Source organism: Vibrio sp. 661 (assembly GCF_033339315.1).
GTDB lineage: Bacteria > Pseudomonadota > Gammaproteobacteria > Enterobacterales > Vibrionaceae > Vibrio > Vibrio alginolyticus.
This window is the reverse complement of sequence record NZ_JAWOUJ010000003.1, coordinates 148,348-164,547: the sequence shown is the minus strand read 5'-3', so window position 1 is coordinate 164,547 and position 16,200 is coordinate 148,348. Positions and strand designations below refer to the sequence as shown.

13 protein-coding genes are annotated in these 16,200 nt (G+C 44.4%); 4 read left to right on the top strand and 9 right to left on the bottom strand.

Features of this window, described 5'->3' with window-relative positions:
* Positions 1-71: 71 nt before the first annotated feature.
* Complete coding sequence (locus R7P69_RS08770; protein ID WP_064376421.1) at positions 72-1,409, top strand: GGDEF domain-containing protein; 1,338 nt, start codon at positions 72-74, stop codon at positions 1,407-1,409.
* A gap of 142 nt (positions 1,410-1,551) precedes the next feature.
* Here the strand turns inward: R7P69_RS08770 and R7P69_RS08765 are convergent, their stop codons facing one another.
* The 3 genes from R7P69_RS08765 to R7P69_RS08755 all read right to left on the bottom strand — a co-directional run bounded on the left by R7P69_RS08765 (position 1,552) and on the right by R7P69_RS08755 (position 5,718).
* Complete coding sequence (locus R7P69_RS08765) at positions 1,552-2,922, bottom strand: SLC13 family permease (protein ID WP_017634863.1); 1,371 nt, start codon at positions 2,920-2,922, stop codon at positions 1,552-1,554.
* Between the two features lie 218 nt (positions 2,923-3,140).
* Complete coding sequence (locus R7P69_RS08760) at positions 3,141-3,875, bottom strand: vancomycin high temperature exclusion protein (protein ID WP_064376420.1); 735 nt, start codon at positions 3,873-3,875, stop codon at positions 3,141-3,143.
* Between the two features lie 154 nt (positions 3,876-4,029).
* Entirely contained in the window at positions 4,030-5,718 is a 1,689-nt protein-coding gene (locus tag R7P69_RS08755) for an NAD-dependent malic enzyme (RefSeq protein ID WP_005377977.1), read from the bottom strand.
* A gap of 213 nt (positions 5,719-5,931) precedes the next feature.
* Here R7P69_RS08755 and R7P69_RS08750 point away from each other — a divergent pair, with 213 nt between their 5' ends.
* From R7P69_RS08750 to R7P69_RS08740, 3 genes are all read left to right on the top strand, one after another.
* Positions 5,932-8,286: a helicase-related protein gene (locus R7P69_RS08750; RefSeq protein WP_238952346.1), complete on the top strand. Its 2,355-nt coding sequence runs from the start codon at positions 5,932-5,934 to the stop codon at positions 8,284-8,286.
* 288 nt (positions 8,287-8,574) lie between these two features.
* Entirely contained in the window at positions 8,575-8,952 is a 378-nt protein-coding gene (locus tag R7P69_RS08745) for a hypothetical protein (RefSeq protein WP_005377965.1), read from the top strand.
* Between the two features lie 330 nt (positions 8,953-9,282).
* Positions 9,283-10,956, top strand: coding sequence for an alkaline phosphatase D family protein (locus R7P69_RS08740; RefSeq protein WP_238952276.1), 1,674 nt, complete (start codon positions 9,283-9,285; stop codon positions 10,954-10,956).
* Positions 10,957-11,034: 78 nt separating this feature from the next.
* Here the strand turns inward: R7P69_RS08740 and R7P69_RS08735 are convergent, their stop codons facing one another.
* The 6 genes from R7P69_RS08735 to R7P69_RS08710 all read right to left on the bottom strand — a co-directional run bounded on the left by R7P69_RS08735 (position 11,035) and on the right by R7P69_RS08710 (position 16,128).
* Positions 11,035-12,138, bottom strand: a complete 1,104-nt coding sequence (locus R7P69_RS08735; protein ID WP_238952277.1) for a phosphoribosylaminoimidazolesuccinocarboxamide synthase — start codon at positions 12,136-12,138, stop codon at positions 11,035-11,037.
* 203 nt (positions 12,139-12,341) lie between these two features.
* Positions 12,342-12,734, bottom strand: a complete 393-nt coding sequence (locus R7P69_RS08730) for a SulA-like leucine-rich domain-containing protein (protein WP_005377962.1) — start codon at positions 12,732-12,734, stop codon at positions 12,342-12,344.
* 410 nt (positions 12,735-13,144) lie between these two features.
* Entirely contained in the window at positions 13,145-13,327 is a 183-nt protein-coding gene (locus tag R7P69_RS08725; RefSeq protein WP_005377960.1) for a hypothetical protein, read from the bottom strand.
* Between the two features lie 177 nt (positions 13,328-13,504).
* On the bottom strand, positions 13,505-14,479 hold the full coding sequence (locus R7P69_RS08720; protein ID WP_238952278.1) for a J domain-containing protein: 975 nt from the start codon (positions 14,477-14,479) through the stop codon (positions 13,505-13,507).
* Between the two features lie 76 nt (positions 14,480-14,555).
* The gene (locus R7P69_RS08715) at positions 14,556-15,215 is read right to left on the bottom strand and encodes an OmpA family protein (protein ID WP_005377956.1); all 660 of its coding nucleotides are present in this window, start codon (positions 15,213-15,215) and stop codon (positions 14,556-14,558) included.
* A 217-nt stretch (positions 15,216-15,432) separates the two neighbouring features.
* Positions 15,433-16,128, bottom strand: coding sequence for a DUF2786 domain-containing protein (locus tag R7P69_RS08710; protein WP_005377954.1), 696 nt, complete (start codon positions 16,126-16,128; stop codon positions 15,433-15,435).
* Between the last annotated feature and the right edge of the window lie 72 nt (positions 16,129-16,200).

Genomic DNA, 16,200 nt, shown 5'->3' with positions numbered 1-16,200 from the left:
TCACCTTTATTTCATTTTTTGAAATTATTGAACCTCACGTATTGTATATAATCTCAGCAGGTCACTTGCCCATGAAGTGGATCCATAACTTTATCTTTGCTCTTTCTATTTGCACTATCAGTTTGGTTGCCCTTTATAGTGTGCTTGGCGATACGCGAAAGCTGACCATTACACCTGAGCATTTCAATATCTATGCAACTAAAGATGTCAGTGAAGGAGGTGCGAGTGAGGCAGATATCACATACGATCGGCAAAGCCTAGTTCTTAGCTGTGAACTAAAGCAGAGCTCGTATGCTTGGCCTTATTGCGGAATCTCGGTTTATACCGATTCAGCAACGCCAACACAGGGTATTGACCTTTCCAACTACCATACGATTCGATTGAAGGTGCGATATGAAGAGGCAGGAATAGGGGCTAACCCTAGCCACGACCTACGTTTGTATCTTCGCAATTATAATTCTGAGTATTCCAAGCCGGACGACGAGTACACCATTAAATATAATGGCATGCAGTTTTCTCCGTCGGGTTCGAGCGATATTGTCGAAATTCCGATTAAAAATCTTCAGGTGATGACCTGGTGGTTAGCAGATAACGGAGTCGCGATTGAGCACTCTGCACCTGAATTTTCAAACATCACACGTATTGATATTGCAACTGGGTCTGGTGCGGCACTTGGTAAACATAGAATTGTGATTGATAAAATTGAGTTTGAAGGCGCTTACCTTGCGCAAGAAACATTGTTGTATGCATTATTACTCTCTTGGATGGCGCTTGGACTGGCTTTTTCACTGCATGAGTTACGAAAAAATAGAGTGGCTTATGAAAAAGCGCAAAAGCGTCACCGTCATTTGGAAAAGGTGAATGATACTTTGCGAGCTCAAAACTATGAGTTTGCAGAGTTAGCGCATCGAGATGCTTTGACGGGCGCGATGAACCGATATGCTGTGCAACACTGGCTGGAACAACAATCTCGTCAGGTTCGCTGGGGGCATAACACCTTCAGTATTCTCTATTTGGACTTGGATAAGTTTAAAAAGGTGAACGACAAATTTGGGCACCAAATGGGGGATGACATATTGCGCGAATTTGTCATGGTGGTAGCGACTTCTATTTACTCAGACGATCGACTCGTTCGTTGGGGCGGCGAAGAGTTTGTCGTATTTTGCCCTGATACCAATATTGAACAAGCGCTAGAGAAGGCAGAAATGATTCGCAAAAATGTGGAGGATCATTTGTGGGTGCACGGTGAATCATTAACTTGCAGTATTGGCATTGCCCAAATGCAGAGTGAACGCGTCTCAGAAACCATGGCGAGAGCTGACGAAGTGTTGTATCAGGCGAAGCGCAATGGTCGCAACCGAGTGGAAGCTCATTATGGTTTACTTGCTTGCGAAAAGAAGCAAGCCTGATAGCCGTTCACTGAAAGTAAAGAAAAAAGGTGGCCAACTGGCCACCAAGAGGGAAACTGCTGAACACCACTTAGGGGGGAAGTTTGGGTTATCGATACGATTACCGTGAGCAGCAGTGTAGTGCTAATCGAACTTGCTATTTTTACCAGAACAACCAAGCGAAAAGCGTTAGTGCAGCAATACAGGCAATGTTTAATACGAAACCAATTCGCATCATTTCTTTTTGCTTGATATGACCCGTACCGAACACAATCGCGTTTGGAGGTGTTGCAACAGGTAACATAAATGCACAAGATGCAGCGACGGCAATCAGTGCAGAGAGAATAACCGGAGACATGCCTAAGGCTTCTGCAATGGTCGCAAATACAGGGACAAGTAGCGCAGCACTGGCGGTGTTACTCGCAAACTCAGTCAAGAAGACAACAAAAGCAACCACTGCAAGAATCGTTAAGAGAATACCGGCTTGCTCAAGGAAGCCTGACAAGCTATGAGCCAAAAATACGCTTGTTCCGGTTGCTTTTAGGACGTTACTCAGACAGATACCACCACCAAATAGGATTAACACACCCCAGTCGGTTGTTTTCTCAATATCTTTCCACTCGACGGCGCGAGAAGCACCAAGTAGAAGGATGGCGCCAATGGCTACAAGAGTATCGAACTTCGCGAAGCCACCCAGCATAGCGTTAATAGGCTTACTGAATATCCACAAAGTTACGGTCAGTAAGAAAATCGCCAACGTAATCATTTTGCCGTTTGTCCATTCGACTGGTTGATGGTCAAGGTCAAACTTGTGGCTAAGGTCAGGCTTAGTCATCGTGTACAATACGAGGATAGCGATTGGCATTAATACTAGGGAAATAGGTACACCAAACTTCATCCATTCAGTGAAGCTTAGACCAACTTCAGCGGCTGCAATTGCGTTTGGTGGGCTACCAACCAGTGTTGCAATACCACCAATTGAAGCACTGTAAGCGATACCGAGTAGAACAAACAAAAAGGTGTTGTGGTTTTTCTTGGCGTCTAGCTTTGTCATCACACCCAGCACAAGCGGTAACATCATCGCGGCGGTGGCGGTGTTTGAAATCCACATTGACAGGCCAGCACTCACACCAAATAGCATGAATACAGCGACAGACATTTTTCCTCTTGCCAGCAATAGTACTTTATCTGCAATCGCTTGATCTAACTTTTGTTTATGTAGAGCCGCAGCTAGTGCAAAACCACCCAAAAATAGAAAAATGATGGAGTTGGAAAAGTTATTCAGTGCGGCTTGAGTGTTGAACACACCCAAAAATACCGCAAGTAGTGGTATGAGCAGCGCAGTAATACTGACGTGAATCGCTTCGGTTAGCCACAAAATAGCAACAAAAACTAAGATGCTCAGGCCGGTTACTACTTGTGGTTCAAAGGGTAAGGTATTAAACAAGATAATGAACAATAGGATATTCGCGTTCAAAATCATGCTGTTGCGAGTGAAGAACCAATTCTTCAATGTCACAGCGAGTGCGGTCATGGGTAGTGCTCCTTTTGCATTGCCTTTTGTCGGTTTTTTATGGCAAAGTAACTGACTTGTAGTTATTTATTGATGAAATGTTACTTTGAATGCGAAAAAGAGTTTTGCCTGAATCGTAGAGCAAATTAGAAAGTGTGATGTTGAGAATTGGAAATGGGTAGAAAACTACCCATTTGTTTTATAGAAATGTTACTAGGCTTGTGAGCCACGTTATTCCTCTATTCGACGGGGACTTGAAGAGGCTCGTTATCTGCTTTATTTGGCTCTTTTACTGCAACGATAGGTTCTTGAGGGCCAAGGAACTTAGGCTGCGTATTGATAATATACAGGTCTAAAAACGCTTTCACACGGGCTAGCAGTTCTCGAACACGCATCGATGTTTTTTGCTTGTTGGCCGTCGGCCCTGCTACCGCGAGACACTGTGCATCAATGCTGTAAGCATCAGCGATGAACAGTGCGCGTTCACAGTGAAAGCGCTGAGTCACAATCAGAAATCGCTCCGAAGCAAAAATTTTTTTTGCTCGTACAATCGAATCTAAGGTACGAAAGCCAGCATAATCAAGGTGAATCACTTCTTCAGGCACGCCTGCTTTAAGTAAGTCGCGTTTCATTGTCCACGGTTCGTTGTATGAACGGTGGGCGTTATCACCACTCAATAAAAACTGTTTTACTTTGCCTTGGTTGTAAAGCTCAATCGCCGCATTAATGCGATGAGTGTAGTAAGTGTTGAGGGTCTTTCCGATGTATTTACTGGTACCAAGAACTACGGCAACCTCATGTTGAGGGATTTGCTCGTATTCAGTGAAAATGCTCTCTTTGGCTTGTAAAACCACCCACCGGTCGATGGCAATAACAGAAACAAGCAGACTAAGTGCAGAGATCGACAAAATCAAAGCAAATCGCTTCCAGGAAAATTTCAGCTTCCACTTTGATCTTATGCGAGAAAACAACAAAACGTTTTATATCCTTAACTAAAAATGTAGTTCTCATCATATCTGATAGAAACAAAAAGAGAGAAGCCCATTTATGCCAAAATCTGGTTAGGATGATAAAAAAATAAAAGCCCCTACATGGTAGGGGCTAATTATTAAACGAATTGTCTCAAGCTTAGAACGCAGTGCGTTTGTAGCGGCGGTAAACAGGTTGCCAGAACGACTGTTCAATTGCCACGTTCAATGCTTCATCAGTAATTTCTAATGCGACACCTTGTTCAATTGCCTTTTTACCAACGGCAAATGCGATTTTTTTCGATACTAAGTGGATCTCTTCTAGTGGTGGAAGTAGAGCCCCACGACCGTTGATTGCTAGAGGAGAACATGTTGCGAGCGCGCGACTTGATTCCATTAGCATCTCGTCAGTGACACGTTTTGCATTGACAGCAAGTACACCAAGGCCAATGCCTGGGAAGATGTAGCTGTTGTTACATTGTGCAATAGGGTAAGTGCGACCTTCATGAACCACTGGCTCAAATGGGCTACCTGTCGCAACTAGTGCTTCACCATTTGTCCAACGAATGATGTCGTTCGGTGTCGCTTCCACGCGGCTTGTTGGGTTCGACAGTGGGAAGACAATCGGACGCTTACAGTGTTTATGCATTTCTTCGATGACTTCTTGGCTAAATAGGCCAGGAGCACCAGAAACACCAATTAGTACCGTTGGCTTGGCGTTACGCATAACATCGAGTAGTGAGAAGCCATTTCCTTCATTTTCCCACTCTTTCGTATTGGTATGCTTTTGCACCAAGCGTTGTTGGAAATCAAGAAGGTTAGGCATGCCTTCTTGTAACAGACCCCAACGGTCAACCATGTAAACTTGTGAGCGAGCTTGCTCGTCAGAAATTCCTTCCGATACCATTTGTGCGATGATCGCTTCTGCGATACCACAACCAGCAGACCCTGCGCCTAGGAAGGTAATACGTTGTTTAGAAAGCTGAGTTCCTGCTGCTTTACAAGCTGCAAGTAGAGAGCCAACAGTAACAGCTGCAGTACCCTGAATATCATCATTGAAGCAACACACGCGGTCTTTGTAACGCTCTAGAAGAGGCATCGCATTTTTCTGAGCAAAGTCTTCGAACTGGATCAAAGCATCAGGCCAACGGCGCTGTACCGCTTGGATAAACTCTTCTACAAATGCATCGTATTCTGCACCCGTAATACGAGGATGACGCCAACCCATGTACATCGGATCAGCTAAGCGTTGCGGGTTATTGGTACCCACATCAAGCACGATTGGTAGCGTGTAAGCAGGGCTGATACCACCACACGCGGTATATAGTGACAGTTTACCGATAGGAATACCCATGCCGCCGATACCCTGGTCACCCAAGCCAAGGATACGTTCGCCATCTGTCACAACAATCACTTTAACGTTGTGGTTTGCTGCGTTGTTCAGCAAGTCGTCAATACGGTCACGGTTCGGGTATGAAATGAACAGACCGCGACCACGACGGTAAATGTTAGAGAAGTTTTCACATGCTGCGCCAACAGTCGGCGTGTAGATGATAGGCATCATCTCAGAAATGTGATTTTGCACTAGGCGGTAATACAATGTTTCGTTGGTGTCTTGGATATTACGCAGATAAATGTGTTTATCCATATCGCTTTCGAAACTTTTGTATTGCTGGTAGGCACGTTCCACCTGCTCTTGGATAGTTTCGGTCGACTCTGGAAGCAGACCTTCTAAGTTGAATGAACTACGTTCTTCAGCAGAGAATGCACTGCCTTTGTTCAAAAGAGGGGTTGCTAAAAGAGCCGGACCCGCATATGGAATATATAGTGGGCGTTTATCGTTGTTCATTGGGTGCCTTATGTAGGGTTGAAGGATGCGCACCAAATTTTAACGGGTTCACTATTTAGTTGTAAACATGCGTTGATGCACATCAATGTAATGTCGCAAAAAAATTCAGATACCGACGAAAATATCGGCAATATTGGTTGTTTAGAGATACCTAAAGCAGGATTTTTTTACTTGGGTATAATGTTTTGCATCATCAAATCAAATCCAATTTCTATGTTTCAACTACCTATCGACAGCCTGCAAGCCGAGTTTGACCATCATGTAAGCCTTAACCATCTTGTGGTGGAAGCCGAAACCGGGTCGGGTAAATCTACCCGCTTGCCCATGTGGGCGGCAAAACACGGACGCGTTCTGGTTATTGAACCACGTCGAATTGCTTGTACCTCGCTGGCTGAATTTCTTGCGGAGCAATCTGGAGAGCCAATAGGTCGCAAAGTCGGTTACGCGATCAAGCTTCATGCCTATTTTGATGAAAAAACCGAAGTTGTATTTGTCACTCCGGGGGTTGCACTGCGTTGGTTTTCGGAAAACAAGCTAGCAGACTTTGATGTCGTGATAGTGGACGAATTTCACGAGCGACGCTGGGATATTGATCTATTAACCGCCATTTTGAAGCAAGAAAATCAACATCGATTGATCGTCACTTCCGCTACCTTAGAAGGCGAAAAGCTTGCTCGTTACCTGAATGCTAAGCGCCTGAGTTCGGAGGGACGTTGCTTTCCAGTCACGGTGACACATCGTTCTACAGACAGCCGCTATTTACCGAACAAAAAGGGATGTGAACAGGAGGTTGTCGGAGCGGTAAAAGAAGCACTGGAAGATGAAGATGGCGATATTCTTGTTTTTCTCCCAGGACGTAAAGAGATCGCCCAATGCGCGCAGATGCTACAAAGCAGCAGTGATGTCATGGTGGTTAAACTTCATGCCTCGGTCAGTGATGCAGAACGACATCGTGCGCTGACGGTACAAAAGCAACGGAAAGTCGTATTGGCAACCAACGTCGCGGAAACCTCTCTGACCATTCCTAATATCCGGGTGGTAATCGATAGCGGCTTAGAGCGCAGAACTGTACAACGAAATGGACGTACAGCACTGACGTTAACCAACATTTCTAAGGCCAGTGCCGCGCAGCGAATGGGGCGAGCAGGTCGCGTTACCGAAGGGGCTTGTATTCGTCTATATGGTGAGCACGCGCCTTTAGAGTTGGTGACACCTCCAGAATTACACAGAGAAGAGCTCGTCGAGCCCATGCTGGCAGCGGCTTGTTGTGGGTACCGTCTCTCAACACTCGATTTTCTCGACTCAATTCCCCCAAAGTCGCTAGAGGCATCTCATTCGACGTTGTTATCCATGGAAGCGATTGATGAGGATGGCAATGTCACGCAGCACGGGAGAAAAGTATATCCACTACCCATTGATGCACTGTTTGCCGATCTCGTTACCAGAATTCAAGCGAAGACAGAGAAGGAAGCAATGATTGACTTGGCAGCAGCATTATCTGTGCCTGCTCAACTCTATCAGCGACAAAGTGGTGAAGTCGCTGAGCTTCTATCTCAAGAGGAACCATACGGGTGTGATGCCTCTTTGCTTATCCGTTTGGTTCGGGGGGAGCGACTTCCGGGCATTGTCATTGATGCCAGCGCACTCGAAGAGGCGCAAGGTTTAGCGAAACAAATGCGAGAAGCATTTGAATTACCGGAACTTGAAGTTGCCTCTCGATATAAACGTGAAGCGCTCTTTTTCTCCATCGCCTCATTGCACCCTGAGCTTGTGTTTGTCCGACGAGCTCGTCGAAGGGATGCTCTAGGAAATGGCGTAGTCGAGATGCTGGTTGGGCGTAACAGCCGCTTTCCTGATAAAGAAGAAGCGGCCATCGTGCTAGATAGCCATAGCGTGCCAGGACGAGGTGTTAAGCAAACACTAAACCTCGCATCGGTTATGATGCCTATCCCGCTGACGTTATTACGCGAACTTGAGCTAGGGGAGTGGCAACAAGGTGAGACGAATTATGAAGAGGAGACCCCAAGAGCAACGATGCATTTTGTCTACGCCGGACGAACAATCTGTACTGAACATCAAGCGTTAAAAGGTGATGTTGCTGTTCAGTCTATTGTCGAAATGATAGAAGACGAGACACTGTTACCAGGTTTTGCTTCTCAAAGAAAACAGCAAATCCAACACTGGAAACTCTACAACGCATTGGGCCTTAATGTCGAAGGAGAAGAGGTTAACGACTTGGCCTCCTTGACATTTTCTAGCTGGTTAAAGGATCAGTTGGAAACATTAGGCGTTGAAAACATCGATGATATGGCGTTGTTTGAACCAGAAGACTTAACATTTAATGGTGTTCCAGAATGGGAATACGACGATTTCACGGAGCAGTACCCTTTAGAACTTTCGCTGCCAGAACTCCAACTAGATGTCGAGTATTACGCGTCTCGCAAGCTGGTACAGGTCGTTTATCGAGAGGGAAACCGAAAGGGAGGCCCGAAGCGTTGGGAGCTGCCACGTTGGGCGGGTTGGAAGATACAGTATAAAAAGGCCAGTCGAGTGATTGATGTGAAGTAGGTCGGCGGATGACGTTGTGACAAGAATTGATATTTTCTTGGTGAATCTATAATGATTTCATATTGATAGCGTTACTTGCGTGTTGTTTTTAGTTTCTTAATTGAAATATTAATCAATTGAATGCTTATATATGGCGAAGCTGTACATCAGTTGTTACAAAGCTGGTTTTAATATTTCCTTTTGTATGTAAATTAGGGCATAAAAGACGAATGTTTTATATCCCATTGCTATATCAAAACAGTTGAACGATATTTGGTATATCTCATTTTCGAGTGTCGGGGGCATAGAATGGATCAACAAGGAAAGACGTGCATTGAATTCGACTACACTAGCTTTTTAGGAGCGACAGGTAGTAAAAAATGGACCTTTTTAGAGGCATTTGCCACCATAGCGCCTATTTTCGGTTTGATGTGGAAACAGAACATTGCGGAATTGAGCAAGCCTGAAGATCGGTTGTGGGATGCCGCATTAAAATCGATGTCTTCTCGTAAAAGTGATGAATCCAATTTGGTCCGCTTAACCCAGTTAGCTAAACATGAAGGGATCAATGAATTGCGAGTCGTTATGCCATATTCGCTCGATGTTCAGCAAATCGAGTACATAGAATCTCGCAGTCAGTTGAAGGTGGATACGTCAGAACAAGATGTCCTTAACATCAAGTTTTAGGCTGAGCATTTCCACTTCATCGATGTACCACTTAACAATAGTGCAATGAAAAGCGACCTCAAAGTAGGTCGCTTTTTTATTTTGAGGTTTTTGTCACAGGTCTTAGGAAGTGTGATGAATATAGAGTATTTGCACTTAAATTAACAAAAATGTAACGTTTGGAAATGCAATTGTCATAACTAGCTTCTAACTTTGTGTTTTTAGGACAAATTATCGACTAAGTGGTTGGTACTGTAAGTTCGAATTAACGTCCCTTATTGGCATACAAGGATGATCGAGTCACCACGTCATTTGGGCATAAAAACAAACACAATAAGAAAGGAAGTCAATATGTCTTTGTCTCGTCGAGACTTTATGAAAGCTGCCTCTTCAACGGCGATTGTTACCGGGCTGGTGGGCTGTGGTAGCGATGCTAGTGAATCTGTTGCGGTTACCTTTGAGCACGGAGTGGCGAGTGGAGATCCTACTCAAACACAAGTAATCATTTGGACTCGTGTTACAACCTCAGCGAGCTACGCAGATGTAAGCTGGCAAGTTTCTTCTAATGAAAATTTTACTGATATCGTACAAAGTGGCACTTTTGCCACGGACACGAGCCGAGATTTCACGGTAAAAGTCGATGTTCAAAATCTCAACGCAAATTCTCGTTACTACTATCGATTCATGGTTGGAGATGTCACTAGCGAAGTCGGGCAAACTCAAACATTACCAGAGGATGGTGTAGAAAAGGCATCCATGGCGGTTGTTTCTTGCGCAAACTATCCTGCTGGTTACTTCCATGTGTATCGAGAGATCTTAAATCAACATGAGCAAGAACCGTTTGATGTGGTACTTCATCTCGGTGATTACATTTATGAGTATGGGGCTGGTGGCTACGCTAGTGAAGATGCTGAGGCACTAGGGCGAGAGCCAAGCAAAGGCACTGAATGCATTACCTTAGATGATTACCGAAAACGGTATGCGCAATATCGCCAAGATGCTGATCTGCAAGCGTTACATGCGAGCCTACCAATGATTGCAGTCTGGGATGACCATGAGCTTGCAAATGATAGTTGGAAAAATGGTGCGGAAAACCATCAAGAAGAGGAAGGCCGCTTTAATGATCGTCGTGCAGCTGCGGCTGCCGCGTGGACAGAATGGTTGCCCGTTCGTGAAAACACTTTCTCAAACATGCTGATTTACCGTCAGTTTTCGTTTGGAAGTTTAGTCAATTTGATGATGCTCGACACGCGACTTGTGGGGCGTGATAAACCGTTGGATTATTTCTCGCTCAGCTCACCAACGATGGAAGCTATTGGCGGTTTAGTTGCCCAGTCGCGCAGTCAAGACCGAGAGCTGTTAGGCGGTGACCAACTCGCTTGGCTGATGGATACGTTCAGTACGCACGACGCAACTTGGAATGTGCTAGGGCAACAAGTGTTAATGTCTCGTATGGAGTTGCCAAGTTCGGTTATGACCGCGATGTTTCAATTGTTTACTGCCACTGAAGAACAAAAAACAGAGGCGTTATTAGCGGTAAACTCTGCGATTACGGGTTATCTCTCTGACCCAAGTTTAGATACCATTGCTTTGCCATATAACCTAGATGCATGGGATGGCTACTACGTTGAGCGAGAGAAAGTTTATCAACTGGTCAAAGCCAGCAGTGGTAACTTTGTCTGCTTGGCCGGAGATACGCACAACGCATGGGCAAGTGAGCTTAAAGACGTATCTAAGCATCCTATCGGGGTAGAGTTTGCGACTAGCTCTGTGAGTTCCCCTGGGTTAGAGGCCTACCTCGCGTTAGACCCTGTCGCGATCGCTCAAATGGAATACACGCTGCCGCACTTAGTGTCAGAATTACAGTGGGCAGACATCAAACAGCGTGGCTTTATGCGCGTTACTTTTACGCCCGGCAAGGCAGAGTCGACCTGGTATTTCGTATCAACGATTAAAGACAAAACATATCAGGTGACGACCAAGTCAGCCTCTACAACAGATGGCACTACGTTAAATATCGGCTAAACTGAGCCTAATACGAAAAAAGTCCGCAAGCTAGTGCGGACTTTTTATTGGAAAGCGTTTAGCAATCTAGCGACAGTGCTAGTCAATCAATCCGTATTCTTTGCTCAGAACTTCGATGATTTCCGCTTTCGGATTCTCACTCAAATGAATCGGCTTGCCTGTAATCTTCTCGGCAATACCAATGTAGGTGCTCGAAATCGCCATCAAAGATTCGACGGGTAAAGCATTATCACGAGCGAGTGCTTCACGCTCTGGCATACGTTCTTTATTTAGCAAGATATCTGGGTCAGGGAAGTGGTTAAGTAGGAACTGGCGGAAACCTTCTTTTGAGTTCTCTACGATGTGACCTGCTTGGTACTCTTTAGCATCCCATATACGAGATGAGTCTGGTGTACCCACTTCATCCATGTAAATCAGCTTTTCATTGCCAGCAGCATCATGAACATAACCAAATTCGAATTTGGTATCGACAAAGATTTGGTCAATTGCTTCTAATGCTTGGCTGATAACGTTAAAGCCTTCTTTCAGCAGTTTTTCGTAGAGTGCGATATCGTCCGCACTTGAGAAGTTAAATGCTTCGTAGTTGTCTACGATATTTTGACGAGTAATATTTACGTCATCCGCTTCTGGCACACTGGGAATGCCTTTTAGAATGCCTTTTGTGGATGGGGTCATTAGCAACTCTGGCAGTGCTTTGTCTTTTTCTAACCCTTCAGGAAGTTGGATTCCACAAAACTCGCGCTCGCCATTTGCGTAAGCGCGCCACATCGAACCCGTGATGTATTTGCGGCAGATGGCTTCGATTTTTACCGGTTTGGCTTTTTGTACAATCCAAACAAAAGGGTGAGGAATGTCTAGAATATGGCTATCTGCTAAGCCATTTTCTTTGAACAGTTTGAACCAGTGATTAGAAATCGCATTAAGCGCAGCCCCTTTACCCGGGACACCATTAAGACCACCTTCAGCATGCCAAATACAATCGAATGCAGAGATTCGGTCGCTAATCACCATGATAGCCAAAGGCGCATCTGGAGCGACATTGTATCCTTTTTCTTTGATCAGTCGGGCGCTGTCTTCTTCAGTTAACCAGTAAACTGAACGAACTTTTCCACTATGAACGGGTTTATGGGTGCGAATTGGCAGGTCGTCATTGACGGCAAGTACTTGATTAGCAAGGCTCATTGCGACATTCCTATCATCTTAATCAAACGTCAGAAAGAGAAGATATTCAGCAAAATGTGGGCGCTGAATAAATCGAATGTGGGCATCATACCAGAACTATTTTAACTCGCCAGAGAAAAAGCAAACGTTTGCCTATTTTCTTTAATACAAAAAAAGCCCCCTTAAAAAGGAGGCGAGATGCAGGATGGATAACGTCGAACTTATTAGTGGTACTTATTAACTCTGCCTTCGACGAAAAAGACTTCACACTGATAGCGCTGCGCCATGTCGCGCAACATCGATTGATTCATAAGTGCAATTTTATTGGATGCGACAACAGCACTGGCATTGCCTGAGCGGATGGCTTTTATCACGATCTCGACTTCTGAAAGCTGTTGAGAGGGCTTCATTTGAATAACGTTTTTACAGCAAATATTAGAAGCAGTGAGTTGTTCAAAGTCTGGACGAGGGCAGTCTGCTGTAAACAAAATCCATTGTTTCTGCTGCGATAAAACAGCCAGCTTAGATAGAAGCTGATCCGAAACGGCCATGGGCTTAGTTGCTTGTGCCAATACGTTGTAGCGAGAGTATGTATGAGATTGACTTTGTAACTGCATCTTACTGTTCCTTTATACATGCTGTATACCTATACAGTAGTTTGTTTTGGCGACCTGATCAACAAGTTTCTCAAAAGTTATTTGCGGTTTTTTGAGAAGGAAATAAAAGGATTTTATTTTAAGTGATTGAATTTATTTGTTTATTTTTCATTTCTGATATGTCTAACATCAATTTAAAAATGTGAGGTGAGTAGAAAGTTGGACGAGAGACATACAGGGGTTTACTACTGTATATACAGGTGTTTTTCACGGACAGTGGTTTGTATACAGTGGGAGAGGGCTGATAACCGATGCGACATGCTGTGTAGGATAGGAGGGAATACGAGATAGAGATTGGAAATAGGCTTGGGCGATCAAAAAAGCGCCTTAAAAGGCGCCTTTGAAAATCAGTTCCATTGATTCCGTCTTGCTTAGCTCGCTCGTTGCAAGCGTTCGCGCATTTGCAATTCGCCTTGGTTAAATAGGCGCACGTCGATTTTTGCCATGTCGTAACAAGCTTTACATGAGTAATGGTGCTTGCCATCTAAATAATCGTGACGAGTTACAAGACTAGGTTTTTTACACCAATCACAGGTGCCTTCTTCAGTGAACATTGATTTTCTCCCCACCTAGATTAATTTGAGTCGTTAGGTGTTATTTTGCGCCGGGCATTATGGCATAAAAGCGAGACTTAAGTTAAATGTCTGTTAATTTCTTTGAGAGGGAGATCGATTGCGGTGTTTGATTATATGGGAATAAAAGCATGGCAGCCAAAGTATCCTGACCTATTTTTACTGTTTTGTAACATTTTGTGAAACGAGCTTAAAGGCATGATTGAGTCGCTTCATTTCTTCTTCACTGCCCCTTGTGTCAGGATGATAAAGCTTTGATAACTGTCTATAGCGTAGCTTGATTGCCTGTAAATCAGGGATGGTTTGTGGTGTGTAGCCAAGCATGGCGCATGCGACGCTTAGCTTATGGTTTTCTGCCTGAGTTTTGGATTTCTTAAACTCTCTGAATACTTTCTCTAACTGACGCTTCAGTTGCTTGTTCGTAAACTCTAGCTCTTTTATTTTTTCCGCCATTCGTTGATTTTGGCTTTCCTCTTTGGCTTCACGCGCTTTTCTATTCTGCTTGAGTTTTTTGATCACGAGGAAACTTAAGCCGCAGATGATGAGGATCGCCGCTAGCCAAATCAGCCATAGAAACTGCGAGTGTTTTACTTTGGGGTTTGCAACTGTGCTTTTCTCTTCTTGTGTTTGCTCTGCTTTTTTATCGAGCGACTTTATTTGCGAGACTTGTTTAGCTCGTAGTTGGTTGAAGCGCAGCTCTAACAGTTGATTATAAGCTTGTTCTGCTGCTGGATTATGCTGAGAAGCCATTTGATACAAGGCTTCAGTCAATTGAGAAGTTGTGACCTTATCTGGATTGCGCTGAATAAAATCGGCGAGAAGAAAGCCACGATCGGTTGGGTCATTGAGTGCGATAGAGGTTAGCCAATATAACGCTTGTGTTTCATTTTTTTCGCCATTTATCCCTTTAGCAAAGTCGTTCGCGAGCTGTTTTTGCGCAGGGAGGTAACCTTGGTTGGCGGATTGCTCTAGCCAGTAGCGCGTTTCTGGTGAGGCTTCAGCTTCGTTTGATGCCAATAATTGTTGTGCGTACTCGTATTGTTCGATGGGGTCATTTGGAGCTTGAGAGGCAAGTGAGTAGCCAGAAAAGCTGAGGCTAAATAAGCAGAGTAGGGCAGACGTTTTGACAGACATTAATATGTCAGGCCTAACGATAATGGTTAGGCCTGCTCCGGTAATTTTTTATTATTACCGATATGGTGCAACCAAATTACTTCAGTGGCAAGATCTGGATTTCAACACGACGGTTGCACGCACGACCTTCAGAAGTTTGGTTTGAGCAAATTGGGTTACGTTCGCCGTAGCCGCGTGCAATTGCACGACCAGGTGCAACGTTTTGAGATACTAGGAATTGACGTACGGACTCTGCACGGCGCTCTGACAACGTTTGGTTGTATGACTCACTGCCTGTGCTATCCGTGTAACCATCAATAACGAGACTGGTATCTGGGTACTCAACTAGGATACGAGCAACACCGCGTAGAGTATTATGGATACTAGCATCAAGTTGGTAAGAGCTTGAAGAGAAGCCGATACCGTTTTCCATACGCAGTAAAAGCTGATTTTCACCAACACGCTGAACTTGTACGCCAGAGTTTAGCAAAGCGCGACGTAATTCCGCTTCTTGTTGGTCAAAGTAGTAACCAACGCCAGCGCCAGTCGCTCCGCCTGCGGCTGCACCAATGAGTGCATGCTGACGACGTTCTTTAGCATCATCACCCGTTGCTAGGCCGATTGCTGCGCCAGCGATCGCACCAATAAGCGCGCCTTGCGTGGTGGAGTTAGTTTCGTATTCACCCGTTGTTGCATTTTGGCGTTGAGTGGCTTGACAGCCAGTAAGAGCTAGCACTAGAGCTAGTGCAATAGGCATCTTTTTCAAGGGAAAATCTCCGTATAAAACTGAGGCGAAACCATGCCTCATAATGGGATGCGAATTATGAATAAACAAGCATTAATATTTGTTATGAGAAAGTAAGATTGATAAGAGTTTCTGTAAGAAAATTCCTACTAATACTGCCAAAGCTCTCAAAGTAAGCCCCATCGACATCGAAGTCATTGCTGCTTATGTGAATCCTTTACTATTCTGGCTATTTCGATGAATCGCCCAACATTTTGCGTGCTTGTTCGCCGCCCACTCCACGGTTAACTGAAACCTTTCTACCTTTCTTTAAGCCCACTTCGTAGTCTTCAGTTAGGTTTTTCATTGCTTCTTTCAATTGCTTCTTGAACGTTTCGCGGTCAATGTTTTGGAATTCTTTATCAATATAGTCATTAATTTTATTGGCCGACTCTTCATCTGGAGAAATAATTGGCAATTTTTCAATCGCGCCTTCCACCCAGCCAGATACAAATGAGTTCACACGGCGAGTCACTTCCTGAGAAGAGGTGCCGGTGCCAGCAAAGCTGTTTCGGAATTGTCCGGTACTTTCGTTCATCTCGCGATAAACAATATCGAAAGCAAATGCAGCAAAAATAGCGCGATCTGCTTCACCGATAAATTCGACACGTTTGAGCCCTTTGTGATTCAACAATACTGCTTCGACACCGAATTTTGTGTTAATGCCGCGAATCACTCGCAATATGGTAGAACTGATGTTCGCTGGTAGCAGATGAGAAGATTGTGTTTTTCCCATTCTGATGAACTCAATATCGTCTTTATCTAGACCATATTTAAGCATGAGGCGATGTGCCATTTTGATAGCATTGGCAGCCTCATTAACATTAGCGGAATTGCCCAGTTCTAAGCACTTGGCGATTTTTTTCAGAGCTTTTTGTTTATCCATCGACAACCAGTAACGAAAGCAGAAAATTTATGAAGTCAGACATATTACCTTTTTTGACATAAAAACGAAATA